The 13,640-nt window shown below is 63.2% G+C and carries 16 protein-coding genes; 9 read left to right on the forward strand and 7 right to left on the reverse strand.

The genetic code is table 11. The features are described from left to right. Positions 1-4 precede the first annotated feature (4 nt). The 7 genes from AQ12_RS07515 to AQ12_RS07545 form a co-directional block, all read right to left on the reverse strand. Entirely contained in the window at positions 5-577 is a 573-nt protein-coding gene (locus AQ12_RS07515) for a GspH/FimT family pseudopilin (RefSeq protein WP_053076614.1), read from the reverse strand. An 80-nt stretch (positions 578-657) separates the two neighbouring features. Then, positions 658-1,188 carry a GspH/FimT family pseudopilin gene (locus AQ12_RS07520; protein ID WP_048439267.1) on the reverse strand — a complete coding sequence of 177 codons (531 nt, stop codon included), beginning with the start codon at positions 1,186-1,188 and terminating at the stop codon, positions 658-660. Beyond that, a complete protein-coding gene (locus AQ12_RS07525; protein WP_152682719.1) occupies positions 1,185-4,238 on the reverse strand; it encodes a pilus assembly protein in 3,054 nt (1,017 codons plus the stop codon). The genes AQ12_RS07520 and AQ12_RS07525 overlap by 4 nt, the downstream gene beginning before the upstream one ends. 16 nt (positions 4,239-4,254) lie before the next feature. Continuing rightward, positions 4,255-4,746 carry a PilX N-terminal domain-containing pilus assembly protein gene (locus AQ12_RS07530; protein WP_048439269.1) on the reverse strand — a complete coding sequence of 164 codons (492 nt, stop codon included), beginning with the start codon at positions 4,744-4,746 and terminating at the stop codon, positions 4,255-4,257. Next, positions 4,743-5,990 (reverse strand): PilW family protein, encoded by a 1,248-nt coding sequence (locus AQ12_RS07535; RefSeq protein ID WP_053076615.1) that lies wholly within the window; start codon positions 5,988-5,990, stop codon positions 4,743-4,745. Before AQ12_RS07535 ends, AQ12_RS07530 begins: the two co-directional genes overlap by 4 nt. Next, positions 5,930-6,460 (reverse strand): pilus assembly protein, encoded by a 531-nt coding sequence (locus AQ12_RS07540; RefSeq protein ID WP_048439271.1) that lies wholly within the window; start codon positions 6,458-6,460, stop codon positions 5,930-5,932. The genes AQ12_RS07535 and AQ12_RS07540 overlap by 61 nt, the downstream gene beginning before the upstream one ends. Positions 6,461-6,513: 53 nt before the next feature. Then, a complete protein-coding gene (locus AQ12_RS07545) occupies positions 6,514-6,906 on the reverse strand; it encodes a type IV pilin protein (RefSeq protein WP_048439272.1) in 393 nt (130 codons plus the stop codon). A gap of 168 nt (positions 6,907-7,074) precedes the next feature. Between AQ12_RS07545 and AQ12_RS07550 the strand changes: the two genes are divergently transcribed. Genes AQ12_RS07550 through tolA form a run of 9 tightly spaced genes read left to right on the forward strand, consistent with a single transcriptional unit; the run spans position 7,075 to position 13,565 of the window. Next, positions 7,075-7,716, forward strand: coding sequence for a riboflavin synthase (locus tag AQ12_RS07550; RefSeq protein ID WP_048439291.1), 642 nt, complete (start codon positions 7,075-7,077; stop codon positions 7,714-7,716). Beyond that, entirely contained in the window at positions 7,713-8,861 is a 1,149-nt protein-coding gene (gene ribBA / locus AQ12_RS07555) for a bifunctional 3,4-dihydroxy-2-butanone-4-phosphate synthase/GTP cyclohydrolase II (protein ID WP_048439273.1), read from the forward strand. Before AQ12_RS07550 ends, ribBA begins: the two co-directional genes overlap by 4 nt. Next, positions 8,862-9,323, forward strand: a complete 462-nt coding sequence (gene ribH, locus AQ12_RS07560; protein ID WP_048439274.1) for a 6,7-dimethyl-8-ribityllumazine synthase — start codon at positions 8,862-8,864, stop codon at positions 9,321-9,323. Next, entirely contained in the window at positions 9,323-9,829 is a 507-nt protein-coding gene (nusB, locus tag AQ12_RS07565) for a transcription antitermination factor NusB (RefSeq protein WP_048439275.1), read from the forward strand. The genes ribH and nusB overlap by 1 nt, the downstream gene beginning before the upstream one ends. Positions 9,830-9,850: 21 nt before the next feature. Next, positions 9,851-11,035, forward strand: coding sequence for a pyridoxal phosphate-dependent aminotransferase (locus tag AQ12_RS07570; protein ID WP_048439276.1), 1,185 nt, complete (start codon positions 9,851-9,853; stop codon positions 11,033-11,035). A gap of 1 nt (position 11,036) precedes the next feature. Beyond that, complete coding sequence (ybgC, locus tag AQ12_RS07575) at positions 11,037-11,441, forward strand: tol-pal system-associated acyl-CoA thioesterase (RefSeq protein WP_048439277.1); 405 nt, start codon at positions 11,037-11,039, stop codon at positions 11,439-11,441. Next, positions 11,438-12,130 (forward strand): protein TolQ, encoded by a 693-nt coding sequence (gene tolQ / locus AQ12_RS07580; protein WP_048439278.1) that lies wholly within the window; start codon positions 11,438-11,440, stop codon positions 12,128-12,130. Before ybgC ends, tolQ begins: the two co-directional genes overlap by 4 nt. A gap of 1 nt (position 12,131) precedes the next feature. After that, positions 12,132-12,557 (forward strand): biopolymer transporter ExbD, encoded by a 426-nt coding sequence (locus tag AQ12_RS07585; RefSeq protein ID WP_048439279.1) that lies wholly within the window; start codon positions 12,132-12,134, stop codon positions 12,555-12,557. A gap of 3 nt (positions 12,558-12,560) precedes the next feature. Further along, a complete protein-coding gene (gene tolA / locus AQ12_RS07590; protein ID WP_048439280.1) occupies positions 12,561-13,565 on the forward strand; it encodes a cell envelope integrity protein TolA in 1,005 nt (334 codons plus the stop codon). Positions 13,566-13,640 lie beyond the last annotated feature (75 nt).

The raw sequence follows: 13,640 nt of genomic DNA on the forward strand, positions 1-13,640 counted from the left end.
AGGTTCAGCAGCTCTGAACCGTGAGCTTGTGCAGCCTGGGACGGCCTGCGGCGCTCAGGATGATCTGCCTTGCCGGGCCGGCCGTTTCGGACTCCCGGCAAAACGTCAATGTGCCCGCCTGGAAGGCTCCGCTCGTCAGCTGTGTCGCACCAGCGGCGGTAAACGTGATGTAGCGCGCGACATTCAGGTTGCCGGTCAGGCGCACCTTGCCGTCCAGCGCCGCGCCACGGTGGATGACGGTTTCCGCGGGATCGTGCAGCCCGTCTTCGTTGGTGTCGCCAAACACCACCCATCCCTGCTCCCAGCCGCCGGCCAGGGAACAGGCCACACCGTCGGCCGATTTGCAGACCGTGACGTTAGCCCCGCGCTTGATCGCTTCACTGCGGGCAAGCAGGAGCGAAGAAAAGAATTCGGCAGATGCCGAATTGAGCCGGGTCGACGACATCACGCTGCCCAGACTGGGCAATGCGACGGCGAGCAAGACGCCAGAGATTGCGATGGAAAGCAGCAGTTCGGTGAGGGTGAAACCGCTGTGACGGGATCGGCAGTGCGCAGGAATGTGCAGGGGCATTTTCATGCCCGGAATTTAGGTCGCTACCGCCGCTGCGACCCTGCGACTGATGCGCAATCTACCGCGGTTGCACGGTGACAAATTTCCTATGCGCAGACACCGAGTTTGGTGGTCGCCACCGTGGGACGCCCCGTGGCCGAGACTGCGATGGTGCGTTCTTGCGCGCCGGGGGCAGGCAACGCCCGGCACAGGATAAGAGCGGCCGTTGTCGTACCTGCGCCAGCCGGATCGAACGACAGGCTATAGGCATCACCCGTGAAGTGATAGTCCGACGAAATCGCCTGCTGCCGCAGCAACACCTGAACATCGGAACCACCAGTGACACAAACACCCGGTGTCGCGGTGTTGAAGTTGCACATCACGATCCAGCCTTGCTGCCATGTCCCGGTAGTTGCGCAAGTCAGGCCGTCGGCGGAACGGCACATCGTCACCGGCACATTGCGCTTGATCGCCTCGCTGCGCGCGAACAGCGCACTGGACATGAAGGTGTTGGCGGTCGTCGTCAGCTTGTTGCTCAGGATCGCATTGTTGAAAGATGGCGCGGCAAGCGCCGCCAGAATGCCGACCATCGCGATGGTGACCAGCAGTTCGATGAGCGTGAAGCCGCGTTGCTTCATTTCTGGATGTACCAGTAAAGACGAGCCTTGGGCTGCACGATTCCGCCACCGCCGCTCAGCTCCTTGCCCTCCAGCGGAGAGTCCTTGCTGCAACCGATGCAGAACGGCAGCTGGCTGCCGTCGTCCAGGGTCACGCGACCCGCCACAGGAGACGGGGGCAGGCCGTCGCCCGAAACGTCTTCATATCGGACGTCGGTGCCATTCGCGCTCGCAGCGTTCTTGAAACTGACGTTGTAGACCCGGGTGGTGCCCAGATTGGCGCTGCACAAGCCTGCTGTCGCAACCGCAGGCTGGTGCGTGCTGTACGTCACCGTGCCGGAAACCGTCAGGGCCGAAGTCACGACCTGCTCGGTTGAAGTCAGGCCAAGATACCAGCCCTGCTTGGTCGCGAGTTCGGCGTCCGTCGGCGTCGCCGAAGTCGTGATGGGCCACAGCGACGTCAGGCAGATGATCGTGCCGCAGGAGGTGAGTCCGGGGTACACGGCAGCGGCGACTGTCGGCTTGTCCTTGAACGAGAAGAAGTAGTTGGAAACGCTGCTCGTCACGGCGTAGGTCAACAGGGGCTTTTCGCGATCGCCGGAGCCGATCATGATCTGGTAGCTGCCATCGGTGTTTTGCACAACGCTGGGGGCAAACATGAACTTGCGGGGTGCGGCGCATGCAACGATCGTCGGGCATCCCAGCGAAGCAATCTTGTCCATCGCCCAGGTGGCGACCGTGCTGGCAAAGGTGATGCGATAGATGTCACCACCCAGGTCTGCCGCGTAGGCATACACGACCTGCCCCAGGGAGTCGCGCACAAAAGTCACGTCAGCGATGACGCCGCGAATTCCACCGGTGTTGAAAGTCTTGACCAGCGCACCCGTGTCGGCATTGACCACATAAATCACATTCCCCTTGGAGGTCAATGTGCAGTTGTGATTGGCAGAGCCGCTGTCGTAATCCTCGCAGGTGTCATAGCCGCCGCCGAAGATCAACAGCGGTGTTGCGCCGGAGCCGACGGACGTGGTGGTGAAGGTACGCACCGAAGACCATGACTGGCCCATGTTGGTCATGCCGGTCGAGCAGGACGATCCGTCGGCCGAACAGCCGATCTTCCACTTGAGCACCGGGGAGGTGGGCGAGCTGACGCTGTTGGTAACGTCAAATGCATAGATCGCGCGGCCGCCGCGGCGCATGGAGGCATACACGAACGCCTTGGCGTTGCCGCTGATCGTGCCCTTGAAAGCGGTGATCGGGCCGTCCATGCCATAAGGCTTGGGAGCCGTGCCAGCGCCGCTGTTGCCCGGTGTGCTCACCTGGGTGGTGTTGTCACGCAGGCGCTTCACGCTGCTGTAGAACTCTGGAGGCATGAACGACCACATCTCACCGCCGGCCGGGATGGTGCCGATGGCGTTCGTCCGATTGCCATTGACGGCGCGGAACCAGCCGTCGTTGCTGCCGTAGAACACCACCACATTGGCATTCGCATCGTCGCTGCCAAAATTCAGGGCAACCGGCCGGGAGTGCACCACGTCACCGTGAATCGTGAGGCGGCGCTCGGTCGTCGAGTTGCCGTCGAGGTCTTCGTCATCGACGTCCGTGCCCTTGGCCCAGTTGATGAGCGCATTTCTTTCAGTGGAGTCCGCCGCACCCAGCGCAGCCGTCGAAACCGACGACACGGCAAAAGGATCCAGGTTCGTGCAGTCAATAAAGACCGGGCTGCAGGTGTAGACCGTTCGAGTCGCTGTGGCCCGGGATCGGTAGGCCTGGGCGCCCTTCTCCACGATATTTCCATCGGGATAGTTCGACGCTCGTGAATTGGCGACGGTCAGGCAATCCCCCTGCTCCCTGGACGCGAATTCAGTGTCCAGCACATTGGGCGTCCAGAAACTTCGGGCGCACTCCGTCACGAAACCGGTCTGGTTATTGATGGCCGGTGAGCTGTCCGCATCCTGCAGCCGCAGAACGCCGTTGGTGCGGCCCAGCTTGTACTGCTTGAGGTTGCCGTTCCAGCGCGGTGCCGAGTCTGCATCGGGACGGAACATGCCGACGTACACCTGGTTCAGGTAATTGCCCTGCGTGTTCACGCTGACTGGCAAGCTGACCGATGCGAACACGCTGTTGACCGACTGGATCTCCGAGAAGATGTCGTTCAGGGCATCCATGATCTGGGTGCCGGTGCTGGCGACGTCGAAGTACTTGCCCGAGGACTGGCCTGCGACGCTCTTGAGCAATGAGGTCCATCCAGGACCCTGGCCGGTGGTCACCTTGTTGATGTCGATCGTGTAGACAGTCGCGCCGACCGTGCTTTTCTTCATGAAGCGCGCCCACTCGTCGGCCACGTTGTCCTGCGAGCCGCTGGGGCTGATGGGGATGGTTGTGGTCACACCGCCGGCTGCAGCCAACGCATTTTTTGAAGCGGTGGTGTCAGAAGTGTTGTCCTGCGCCGCGCCGTTGCTGATGTAGATGATGTAGTTCTTGGCGCAGCCGCTCCAGTCGATCGGCGACCGGTAGGAGGTCGCGTTCTTGCTGGCCAGCGCATTGGCCGCCATGGCATAGATAGCCTGGCTCTGGGTCGTGCCGGACGTGTTGCCCAGGTAGTCTGTCTTGGCCTTCTCGTTGCCGGCGTGCGGTGCCAGGCCCTTGTAGTAGTGGTAAGCCTCCCACATCGCCTTGCCGATCTTGCCGCCATTGGACTTGTCCGCCGTCTGGTCCAGGCTATTGATCATGGCGGCGTAAGACGCCTTGGTGCTCGCATCCATCTTGCGCATCGCCATTCGGACATAGGCGCCGTCATTGCCGCTGTTGCCGCCACCTGTCTCGGTGAACATCATCAGGCCGACGTTGAACTTGTTGGCTGTCAACCCGTTGAACACCGACACCAGCGCAGCCTTCTCATTCACGAATGCCGTGTTCCAGTTGGCCGTGTTGTCCAGGATGATCAGCACATTCGGTATGTCGGTGCTGGCGGTCGAGGTGCCGACGAACAGGTCGATGTCCTCTGCCATCACGGGCATGCAACACAAGATCGAGAGGATGGCGGCGCACCGCCTGAAAATCGTTTTCATGATGTTTCCCTGAGCCTCAAGGGCACACTAACTGCTTGCGGGAGTCGGTCAGCAACACGCGGACCCCTTGCTTGATGTTGACCCTCGCGCCGCTGGCGGCGTCGGTGACTGTCGCGTTGATATCCCATTCGGAATGCCAGGTCGAGCCGGTGCAAAGCTCGGGGTGTTCGGTATCGCAGCCGACGCTGGTGGTCGCCGCGATGGCACGCACACACACGGGTATTGCAAGTGCCACCGAGTAGTCGATCGTGTCATCCTTGTTGATATCGACGTCGATCGACTCAGCCGCTGGAGCTGCGGTGAAATCGGTGCTCATCACCTGCTCGATCGCCTGGTTCGCGGCTGCGATGGCTTCTTCGCGAACCTGCATGTTGCCCACCGACTTCGCGTTGGTCGAGCTGAGCGTGAACGCGCTCAACACGATCAGCGTGATGAGCACCATCATGATCAGGCCGATGATGAGCGTCGCGCCGCGCTGCGCCTGGCGGGCGCTGAAACTGCGCGTCATGGCGTCTCCCTGCGCGAAGACACGTTCTGCAGGCGGATGGTCTGCTGGAACAGGTGCCGCTTGTAGCGGTCGTTGAACGGACCGAGCGTCGTGCTGCCCAGGGTGTAGGTCTTGTCGTCGGTGTAGCCGGGCGTGATGTTGTCGGAGCGGATCAGCACGTAGATCTTGACGGCGACTGTGTTGGCCAACTGGGCGATGGTGCATGGCGTGGCCGTGGTGCACCGCACATAGGCCCCTTCGGGAATCCCGTCGCCGCGATTGGTGGGTGAAGTCAGTGTGGTGGCGCTGGACCAGTTGATCGCTGCAGCGTGATTCACCGCAGCGCCCGAATCACTGAGCGAATCGACACCGAACTCAACACGGAAACCCTCGACGCCCTCGATGAGCGGTTCGGCGGCCTTGTGTTCCACCACACCGCCCCCGGACCCCAGTTGTGAACGCATCAGCGTAGGAATGCCGTCACCCGCTGTCACCGCATAGTTGCGAACGTAGTAAAGATTGGAGATCACCTTGCGATACGCCGCCATTTCGGTGGTAGCGCAGCTCGACGATGCAGTGGCACGCTGGAGCAGGGTCAACTGTGTCTTGTCCGCATCCATCACATACGGAACCGTTGGCGCTGCCGTGCCGCAGGTCCGGTCCATCTGGAAGTGGACATCGCCATCAACTGCAGTGCAGCCGGACGCACCTGGCACACATTTGAAATCGCGCAGTTCGGCATGCCGGATCACCAGCACATCGGTACTCGCCTTGGGACTGACAACCTTCGTCGCGCAAACAGACAAGGTGGGCGACGGCACCGTCGCAGGAATTTCGTATCCCTGGACCGGAATCCCGATCAGGTTGGTCTTGTATTGCGCGGTCCAGGAGGCGTAGGCCAGGCACGGGTCGGGAACAGCCGTCGGGTAATCAGCCGGTGCGATCGTGGTGGAAGCGGTCAAGTCATCGAACTGCGGAATGTACCCGCCCCAGAACCCCGCATGAGACACATCCGCCGCCAGCAGCATCAGCGCGAACCGGCCGTTCTCGATGACCCGGTTGGCCTTGACCATCTCGTTGTTGCTGCGATTGACACTGATCATCAGCGTCAACAGCGCCAGGATGATGAGCAGGCCGATGGCCAGCGACACCATCAGCTCGACCAGCGTGAAGCCGCGCTGGCGCAGGGACCTGAGTTGCCGCCTCATAGCGCAGCCACCCGCACGATGGTCGTCACCACCCGGCGACAGGCGTCGTTCACGCATGACGTACCCGCCGTGTTGTAGCTGCCTTGCCCGCAGGCAACCGATGTAGGCGGCGCCGAGACCGCGCCCATGCCTTGCCATGCCACGGTGATCAGGTAGTCCGAACCCACGGTCTCCACGCAGCCGCGACCACCGACCATCACGCCGACCCGGCTGGTGACGCTGCCCACGGTGGTCGTTTCAGATGCGCCCTGCAGGGCATTGCACCACTCGGTCAAGTCACGCTGCACGACGGTTGACGTCGTGGTCGGGCATGTCATGCCGGCGCCCAGGGGATTGCCGCTGCCGGTGACATAAGACGCGGCTACCGTCCGGTTCGTCATGAGCCGGTTGGCCATGTCGTTGAGCAGCAGCAGCGCCTGCGAGCGCTGGTAGGACTCCAGTTCGACCGTCTGCAGGCGCAGGTGCATGCCCGAAATCCCGAGCAGGCCGAAAGCGATGATGACCAGCGTGACCAGGACCTCCACCATGGAAGTCCCCCTGATCGCGCGCCGGGGCGGCGATCTCACGCCTGACCGCGTGCTCACCACTTGTCCGCCGGGAGCTTCGTCCCTTCGCTATTGAGGGTGAGGTTGCCGTCGCTGGCCTGGGTGCCGATGGCGGTGAAGGTGACCGTGTAGGAAGGCACGGTGCTGGTGCCCACCGTGATCGATGGCGTGTATTTCTGGGCGAGGTCTGCAGGGAGCGCGTAGCCGCTGTTCGTGATGGTGTTGTAAGGCACATAGGCACGGTTGGACAGCATGAACTGCTGCTCGCGACTGGCCAGGTCCATCATCTGGGCCTGCGCCGCGCGTCGCACGCCCTTCTTCACATGGCTGGTGTAGGCCGGATACGCGACGCTGGACAAAATGGCGACGATGGCGACTGCCACCATCAGCTCGATCAGCGTGAAACCCCTGGAAATCCCTCGTCGCATACCGTCTCCTTTGACGCAATTGCCCTCGAAAGCGAATGTAGCGAGCCGACTGCAGCGCGCCGCCGGGGCTCCGACAGCCGGTAGCGCGACCGCGCCGGGCGGTCGGCAACACGGCGCGCGCGCAACGGATTTCGGGAGGTGAACTGGTTCTGGGGGAAAATGGCGCCCATGTTCACCGGAATCATCACCGGCGTGGGGCGCATCGCCGCCGTCCACGACCTGGGTAGCTCTTTACAGCACGGCAAGCGCCTCACCATCGAAGCGCCAGCCGGGTACCTCGACGACGTCGGCCCGGGAGACAGCATCGCCCTGAACGGCGCCTGCATGACGGTCACCACGTTCGACAAGGCATCTTCCACCTTCGAGATCGACATCTCCGCCGAGTCGCTGCGCCTGACCGCAGGGCTTTCCACGCCGGGGCCGATCAATCTCGAAAAAGCCCTGCGTGCCCACGACCGGCTGGGCGGCCACATCGTCTCGGGCCATGTGGACGGATTGGGCGAGGTCACCCGGTTTGCCCAGGTCGGCGAAAGCTGGGAACTGCGCATCCTCGCGCCCACCAGCCTGGGCAAGTTCCTCGCCTACAAGGGCTCGATCACCGTCAATGGCGTCAGCCTGACCGTCAATTCGGTGGCCGATAGCGACCAGGGCTGCGAACTCAGCATCAACCTCATTCCCCACACCGTCCAGAACACCGCGCTGGGCAGCCTTGCCGCAGGCTCGCGCGTCAACCTGGAAATCGACCTGATCGCCCGCTACGTGGAGCGCATGCTCACAGCGGGCACCACACTTTCGAAAGCCGCCGCATGAGCGCCCCTGCCGCATCCCTCGCTCCCGCCTCCATATCACCGGTACAGGACATCGTCGATGACCTGCGCGCAGGCCGCATCGTGATCCTCGTGGATGAAGAAGACCGCGAAAACGAAGGCGACCTGGTCATTGCCGCCGAGCACGTGACGCCCGAGGCCATCAACTTCATGGCCCGCTTCGGCCGGGGCCTGATCTGCCTGACACTCACCCGCGAACGCTGCGAACTGCTGCAGTTGCCGCCGATGGTGGCGCGCAACGGAACCAAGATGGGAACAGCCTTCACCGTCTCCATTGAAGCGGCCCACGGCGTGACAACCGGCATCTCGGCTGCCGACCGTGCGCGCACCGTCAAGGCGGCTGTCGCACGCAATGCGAGTGCGCACGACCTCGTGCAGCCGGGCCACATCTTCCCCTTGCAGGCGGTCGATGGCGGCGTTCTGATGCGCGCCGGTCATACCGAAGCGGGCTGCGACCTGGCGGGCATGGCCGGGCTGGAGCCCGCAGCGGTGATCTGCGAAATCATGAAGGACGACGGCACGATGGCGCGCCTGCCGGACCTGCAGCAGTTCGCCAGCGAGCACGGCCTGAAGATCGGCACGATTGCGTCATTGATCGAGCACCGCAGCCAGAGCGAATCGCAAGTTGAAAAAGTCGCAACCCGCATGTTGCAGACGGCCCACGGCGGGTTCACGGCTCACGCATGGCGAGACAAGCCGACCCACGGCCTTCACCTGGCGCTGGTGCGCGGGGAATGGTCGCCCGATGAGGTCGTGCCGGTGCGGGTCCACGAGCCACTCTCGCTGCTGGACGCGCTGGAAGCCGGACGCTCGATGCATTCATGGAATCTCGACGCCGCCCTCACCCACATTGCGACAGCCGGCAAGGGTGTGGCGGTGCTGCTCAACTGCGGCGAAAGCGCTGCGCAATTGCTGCGGCAATTTGAAGGCACGGCGCGCGCCTCGCAAGCACCCGAAAGCGGCCGCATGGACCTGCGAACCTACGGCATCGGCGCGCAGATCCTGCGCGAATGCGGCGTGCAGCGAATGAACCTCATGGGCAATCCGCGCCGCATGCCGAGCATGGCCGGCTACGGGCTCGAAATCGCCGGCTACATCACACCCCCAGAGAAGAAAGAAAACCAGTAAATGTTCGGCGCAAACAAAGGCAAGAGCCATACGCTCGATGGCAAGGACCTCACCATCGGCATCGTGCAGGCACGATTCAACGAAACCATCACCGACGCGCTCGCTGCGGCCTGCATGGCGGAACTGATCGCGCTGGGTGTGGAAGAAGACCGCATCGACCATCTGAAAGTACCCGGCGCGCTGGAGGTGCCCGTCGCGCTGCAGGCGATGGCCGAAAAGAACAATTACGACGCATTGATCGCACTGGGCTGCGTCATTCGCGGCGAGACCTATCACTTCGAGCTGGTCGCCAATGAGTCGGCAGCCGGCGTCACGCGCGTCTCGCTGGACTATCAGGTGCCGATCGCCAACGCCATCATCACCACCGAGAACCTGGAACAGGCCGTTGCCCGCCAGAGCGAAAAAGGCAGCGATGCAGCGCGCGTGGTGGTCGAGATGTGCAACCTGCTGGACGAAATCTGATGAATGAGATCCCCAAGCCAGCCGCTGGCCGCACTTCTACCGGCGCGCGCAAGGCTTCCGCCAAATCGGATCGCAGCCGCGCCCGCGAATTTGCGTTGCAGGCTTTGTATCAGTACATCGTCGGCGGCAATGACGCGCAGTCGATCGACACCTTCACCCGCGAACTCTCGGGCTTCCACAAGGCCGACTCCGCCCACTACGACGCGCTGCTGCATGGCTGCATCGCCGAAGCCGCGCAGCTCGACGAACTCATCGTCCCGCTGCTCGACCGCAAGCTCGAGCAGATCTCGCCGATTGAGCGCTCCGTCATGTGGATTGGTGCCTATGAGTTCAAGCACGCGCTCGAAGTGCCCTGGCGCGTGGTGCTCAATGAATGCATCGAACTGGCCAAGGAGTTCGGCGGCACAGACGGCCACAAGTATGTGAACGCAGTCTTGAACGGCATTGCACCGGCCTTGCGACCCGCTGAAGTCGAAGCCGACAAGAAAAGCGGCAAGGCGCGCTGAAGGCATGGCACCCACGCAATCATGAGACTCGCCCGCCTGATCGATCAGATCGAACCGTTCTACGTGATGGAGGTCGCCAAGGCCGCCTCCGCGCTGGCACGCGAAGTCGCCCACACCGACAGGCCGATGATCTTCCTGAACATCGGCGAGCCCGACTTCACCGCGCCGCCCCTGGTGCAGGAAGCCGCGGCGCGCGCCGTCTCGCGCGGCCTCACCCAGTACACCCACGCAACCGGCCTGGAAGCGCTGCGCGAACGCATCAGCGGCTGGTATGCGACCCGCTTCGGCGTCGATGTGCCTGCGCGCCGCATCGTCATCACTGCCGGCGCATCTGCTGCCTTGCAGCTCGCGTGCCTGGCGCTCGTCGAGCCCGGCGACCAGATCCTGATGCCCGACCCGAGCTACCCCTGCAACTGCCACTTCGTGACGGTGGCTGGCGGCGAGCCGATTCGCATACCGGCCACGGCTGCCGAGCGCTTCCAGCTCACTGCCGACAAGATCGAGGCCCATTGGGGACCGAAGACGCGCGGCGTGCTGCTGGCATCACCCTCGAATCCAACCGGCACCTCGATTCACCCGGATGAACTCAGGCGCATCCATGAATTCGTGAAGGCGCATGACGGCATCACGATGCTCGACGAAATCTACCTGGGCCTTTCCTACGACGACACCTTCGGCCATACGGCGCTGGGCATCGACGACCAGGTGATCAGCATCAACAGCTTTTCCAAGTACTTCAACATGACCGGCTGGCGCCTGGGCTGGATCGTGGCGCCTGACGAAGTCGCGCTGGGCATCGAGAAGCTTGCGCAAAACCTCTACATCTGCCCCAGCACGATTGCGCAGCACGCAGCCCTTGCCTGCTTCGAGCCCGACAGCCTGGCCGAATACGAACGCCGCCGCGCAGAGTTCAAGGCGCGCCGCGACTGGTTCATACCGCAGCTCAACGCGATGGGCCTCGCGGTGCCCGTGATGCCCGACGGCGCGTTCTACGCATGGGCCGACTGCACCGATGCCTGCCGCCGCCTGGGCGTGAAAGACAGCTGGGAGCTGACTTTCGAGATCATGAAACGCGCGCATGTCGCTGTGACACCGGGGCGTGATTTCGGCGTGGCGCAGACGGCCAACTTCATCCGCTTTTCCACGGCAAGCTCGATGGAACACCTGCAGGAAGCGGTGCAACGCCTGCGCGCACTGCTGGCCTGACATGGCGTTCGAGTTCCCCATCCGCGTTTACTGGGAAGACACAGACGCGGGCGGCATCGTCTTCTATGCCAACTACCTCAAGTACTTCGAGCGCGCCCGCACCGAATGGCTGCGCGCGCTCGGTATCAGCCAGCGCGAACTGCGCGAGACCACGGGCTGCATGTTCGTCGTTGGCGAGACCGCCATCAAATACCACCGCCCCGCACGGCTGGACGATGAACTTCTTGTTACGGCGCGTCTCGAAGAAACAGGGCGTGCATCTTTGATAATCGTCCAGGAGGCCTTCCTCGCACCGCAACGTGTCCGGCTCTGCGAAGGCACCATCCGTATCGGCTGGGTCCAGGCGCAATCGATGAAGCCTGAGAGAATCCCGCCCACTATCCTGGAAGCACTGAACCCACGATGACCCCTGACCTGTCGATCCTGCAACTCATCCTCCACGCGAGCTGGGTGGTCCAGCTTGTCATGCTGCTTCTGGTCGGCATCTCGATTGCGAGCTGGGCGGCGATCTTTCGCAAGCTGTTCTCGCTCAAGCGAATCAATTCGCTCAATGATGAGTTCGAGCGCGAGTTCTGGTCGGGCACAAGTCTCAACGACCTCTTTGCTGCCGCCGCCCAGAACGCCAAGCTCTCCGGCCCGATGGAACGCATCTTCGCCAGCGGCATGCGCGAATACCAGAAGCTGCGCGAGCGCCGCATCGAAGACGCAGGCACGCTGCTCGACGGTGCACGCCGTGCGATGCGGGCCAGCTTCCAGCGCGAGATGGATGCGGTCGAGACGCACCTGTCGTTTCTCGCATCGGTGGGTTCCGTGTCGCCCTACATCGGCCTGTTCGGCACTGTGTGGGGAATCATGCATGCGTTTACCGGCCTTGCCGCGCTGCAGACCGTGACACTCGCCACCGTCGCGCCCGGCATTGCCGAGGCGCTGGTCGCGACCGCCATCGGCCTGTTCGCGGCGATTCCGGCGGTCGTTGCCTATAACCGTTTCGCGCGCGACATCGACCGCGTCGCAATCAAGCTGGAGACCTTCATCGAAGAGTTCTCCAACATCCTGCAGCGCAACCTCGGCGCCCATTCGGCGTCCGGCCACTGACATGCCGTCCATGGTCTCCCGCGGTCGCGGCCGCCGCACGATCAACGAGATCAACATGGTCCCGTTCATCGATGTGATGCTGGTGCTGCTCATCATCTTCATGGTGACGGCGCCGCTCATCGCACCGAGCATGATCGACCTGCCCAGCATCGGCAAGGCTGCCACGCAACCCACCGAGGTGATCCAGGTCGTCATCGCGCGCGACGAGGGCCTGGACGTGAAGATCGGCGAGCGCACCACGCGCCTGCCTGCCAACGCCATCGCGGCTGCGATCGGCAAGGCGCAGGCGGGTAAACCTGCGGGTTCGGTGGCCGTCGTGATCGCTGCTGACAAGAACGTGCGTTACGAAAACGTGGTGAAGGTCATGGACATCCTGCAGCGAGCCGGCGTGCAGCGGGTCGGCCTGTCGGTGCAGTTGGCCAAGTAGGCAATGGACGCGGCTGCAGAACGGCTCGAATTCGCCCCGCCGGATGAACCGGCAGCGGTACGCGGTTTTGTGATCGCAGTGATTGCGCACCTGCTGCTTGCGGCAGCGCTTACCTGGGGCATCAACTGGAAGAAAGACGTTGAAAACGTCGCGGCCGAGGCAGAGCTTTGGTCGGCAATGCCGCAGCAGGCCGCGCCGCCTGCGCCTTCGCCTGTTCCCCCGCCCCCTCCTGCACCCGTGCCCGAACCAGCGGTCGTCAAGGCGCCCCCTGCTCCACCTGCTCCCAGGCCAGAACCGGTCATCGAGCCACCTGTGCAGCGCGATGCGCAGATCGTCATCGAACGCGAGAAGCGCAAGCAGGAACGCCTGGAAGAAAAGCGCCTGGAGCAGGAAGCGCAGAAGAAGGCTGAGGCAAAACGGCGCAAGGAAGAAGAGCGCCGCGAGGAATTGGCCGAGAAGAAGATAGCCGAGAAGGCAGCCCAGAAGGCCTCGGAGGCGAAGGCCGCCGAAAAGAAGCTGGCCGAAAAGCGGGCGGCAGAAGTCGCGGCGGACAAGGCTGCGGAGAAGGCGGCCGCAGAAGACCGCCGCAAGGACGAACTCGCCAAAGCCGCGAAGGCCAAGCAGGAAGCCGCTCGGCTCGAAGCACAGCGCAAGGAAAACATTGCGCGAATGATGCAGAGCGCGACGGGCGGGGATGGGGCTCCGTCATCCGGCGGAAGCGCGCGGCAATCCAGCGGTCCGTCGGCCAGCTACGGTGGCCGAGTGCAAGCGCGCGTGCGCCCCTACATCGTCTTCCCCGAAGACGCTCCGGGCAATCCGCAAGCCGAAGTGGAAGTGCGCACCTCACCCGACGGCACGATTGTCGGCAGCCGAATCGTCAAGCCCAGTGGGGTCAAGGCATGGGATGACGCGGTGCTTGCCGCGCTGAGAAAAGCTGAAGTGCTCCCACGCGATGTCGACGGCCGGGTGCCTACACCGCTGGTGATTGTGTTCAAGCGCCGCAACTAGCCACGCCGCTTGTCATGCCGGGCTTGACCCGGGATCGACGCTTTCAGAGGGCGGAGCCGCTTCGCGGTGGATTGC

It is taken from the genome of Caenimonas sp. SL110 (assembly GCF_001044395.1).
Lineage (GTDB): Bacteria > Pseudomonadota > Gammaproteobacteria > Burkholderiales > Burkholderiaceae_C > Ramlibacter.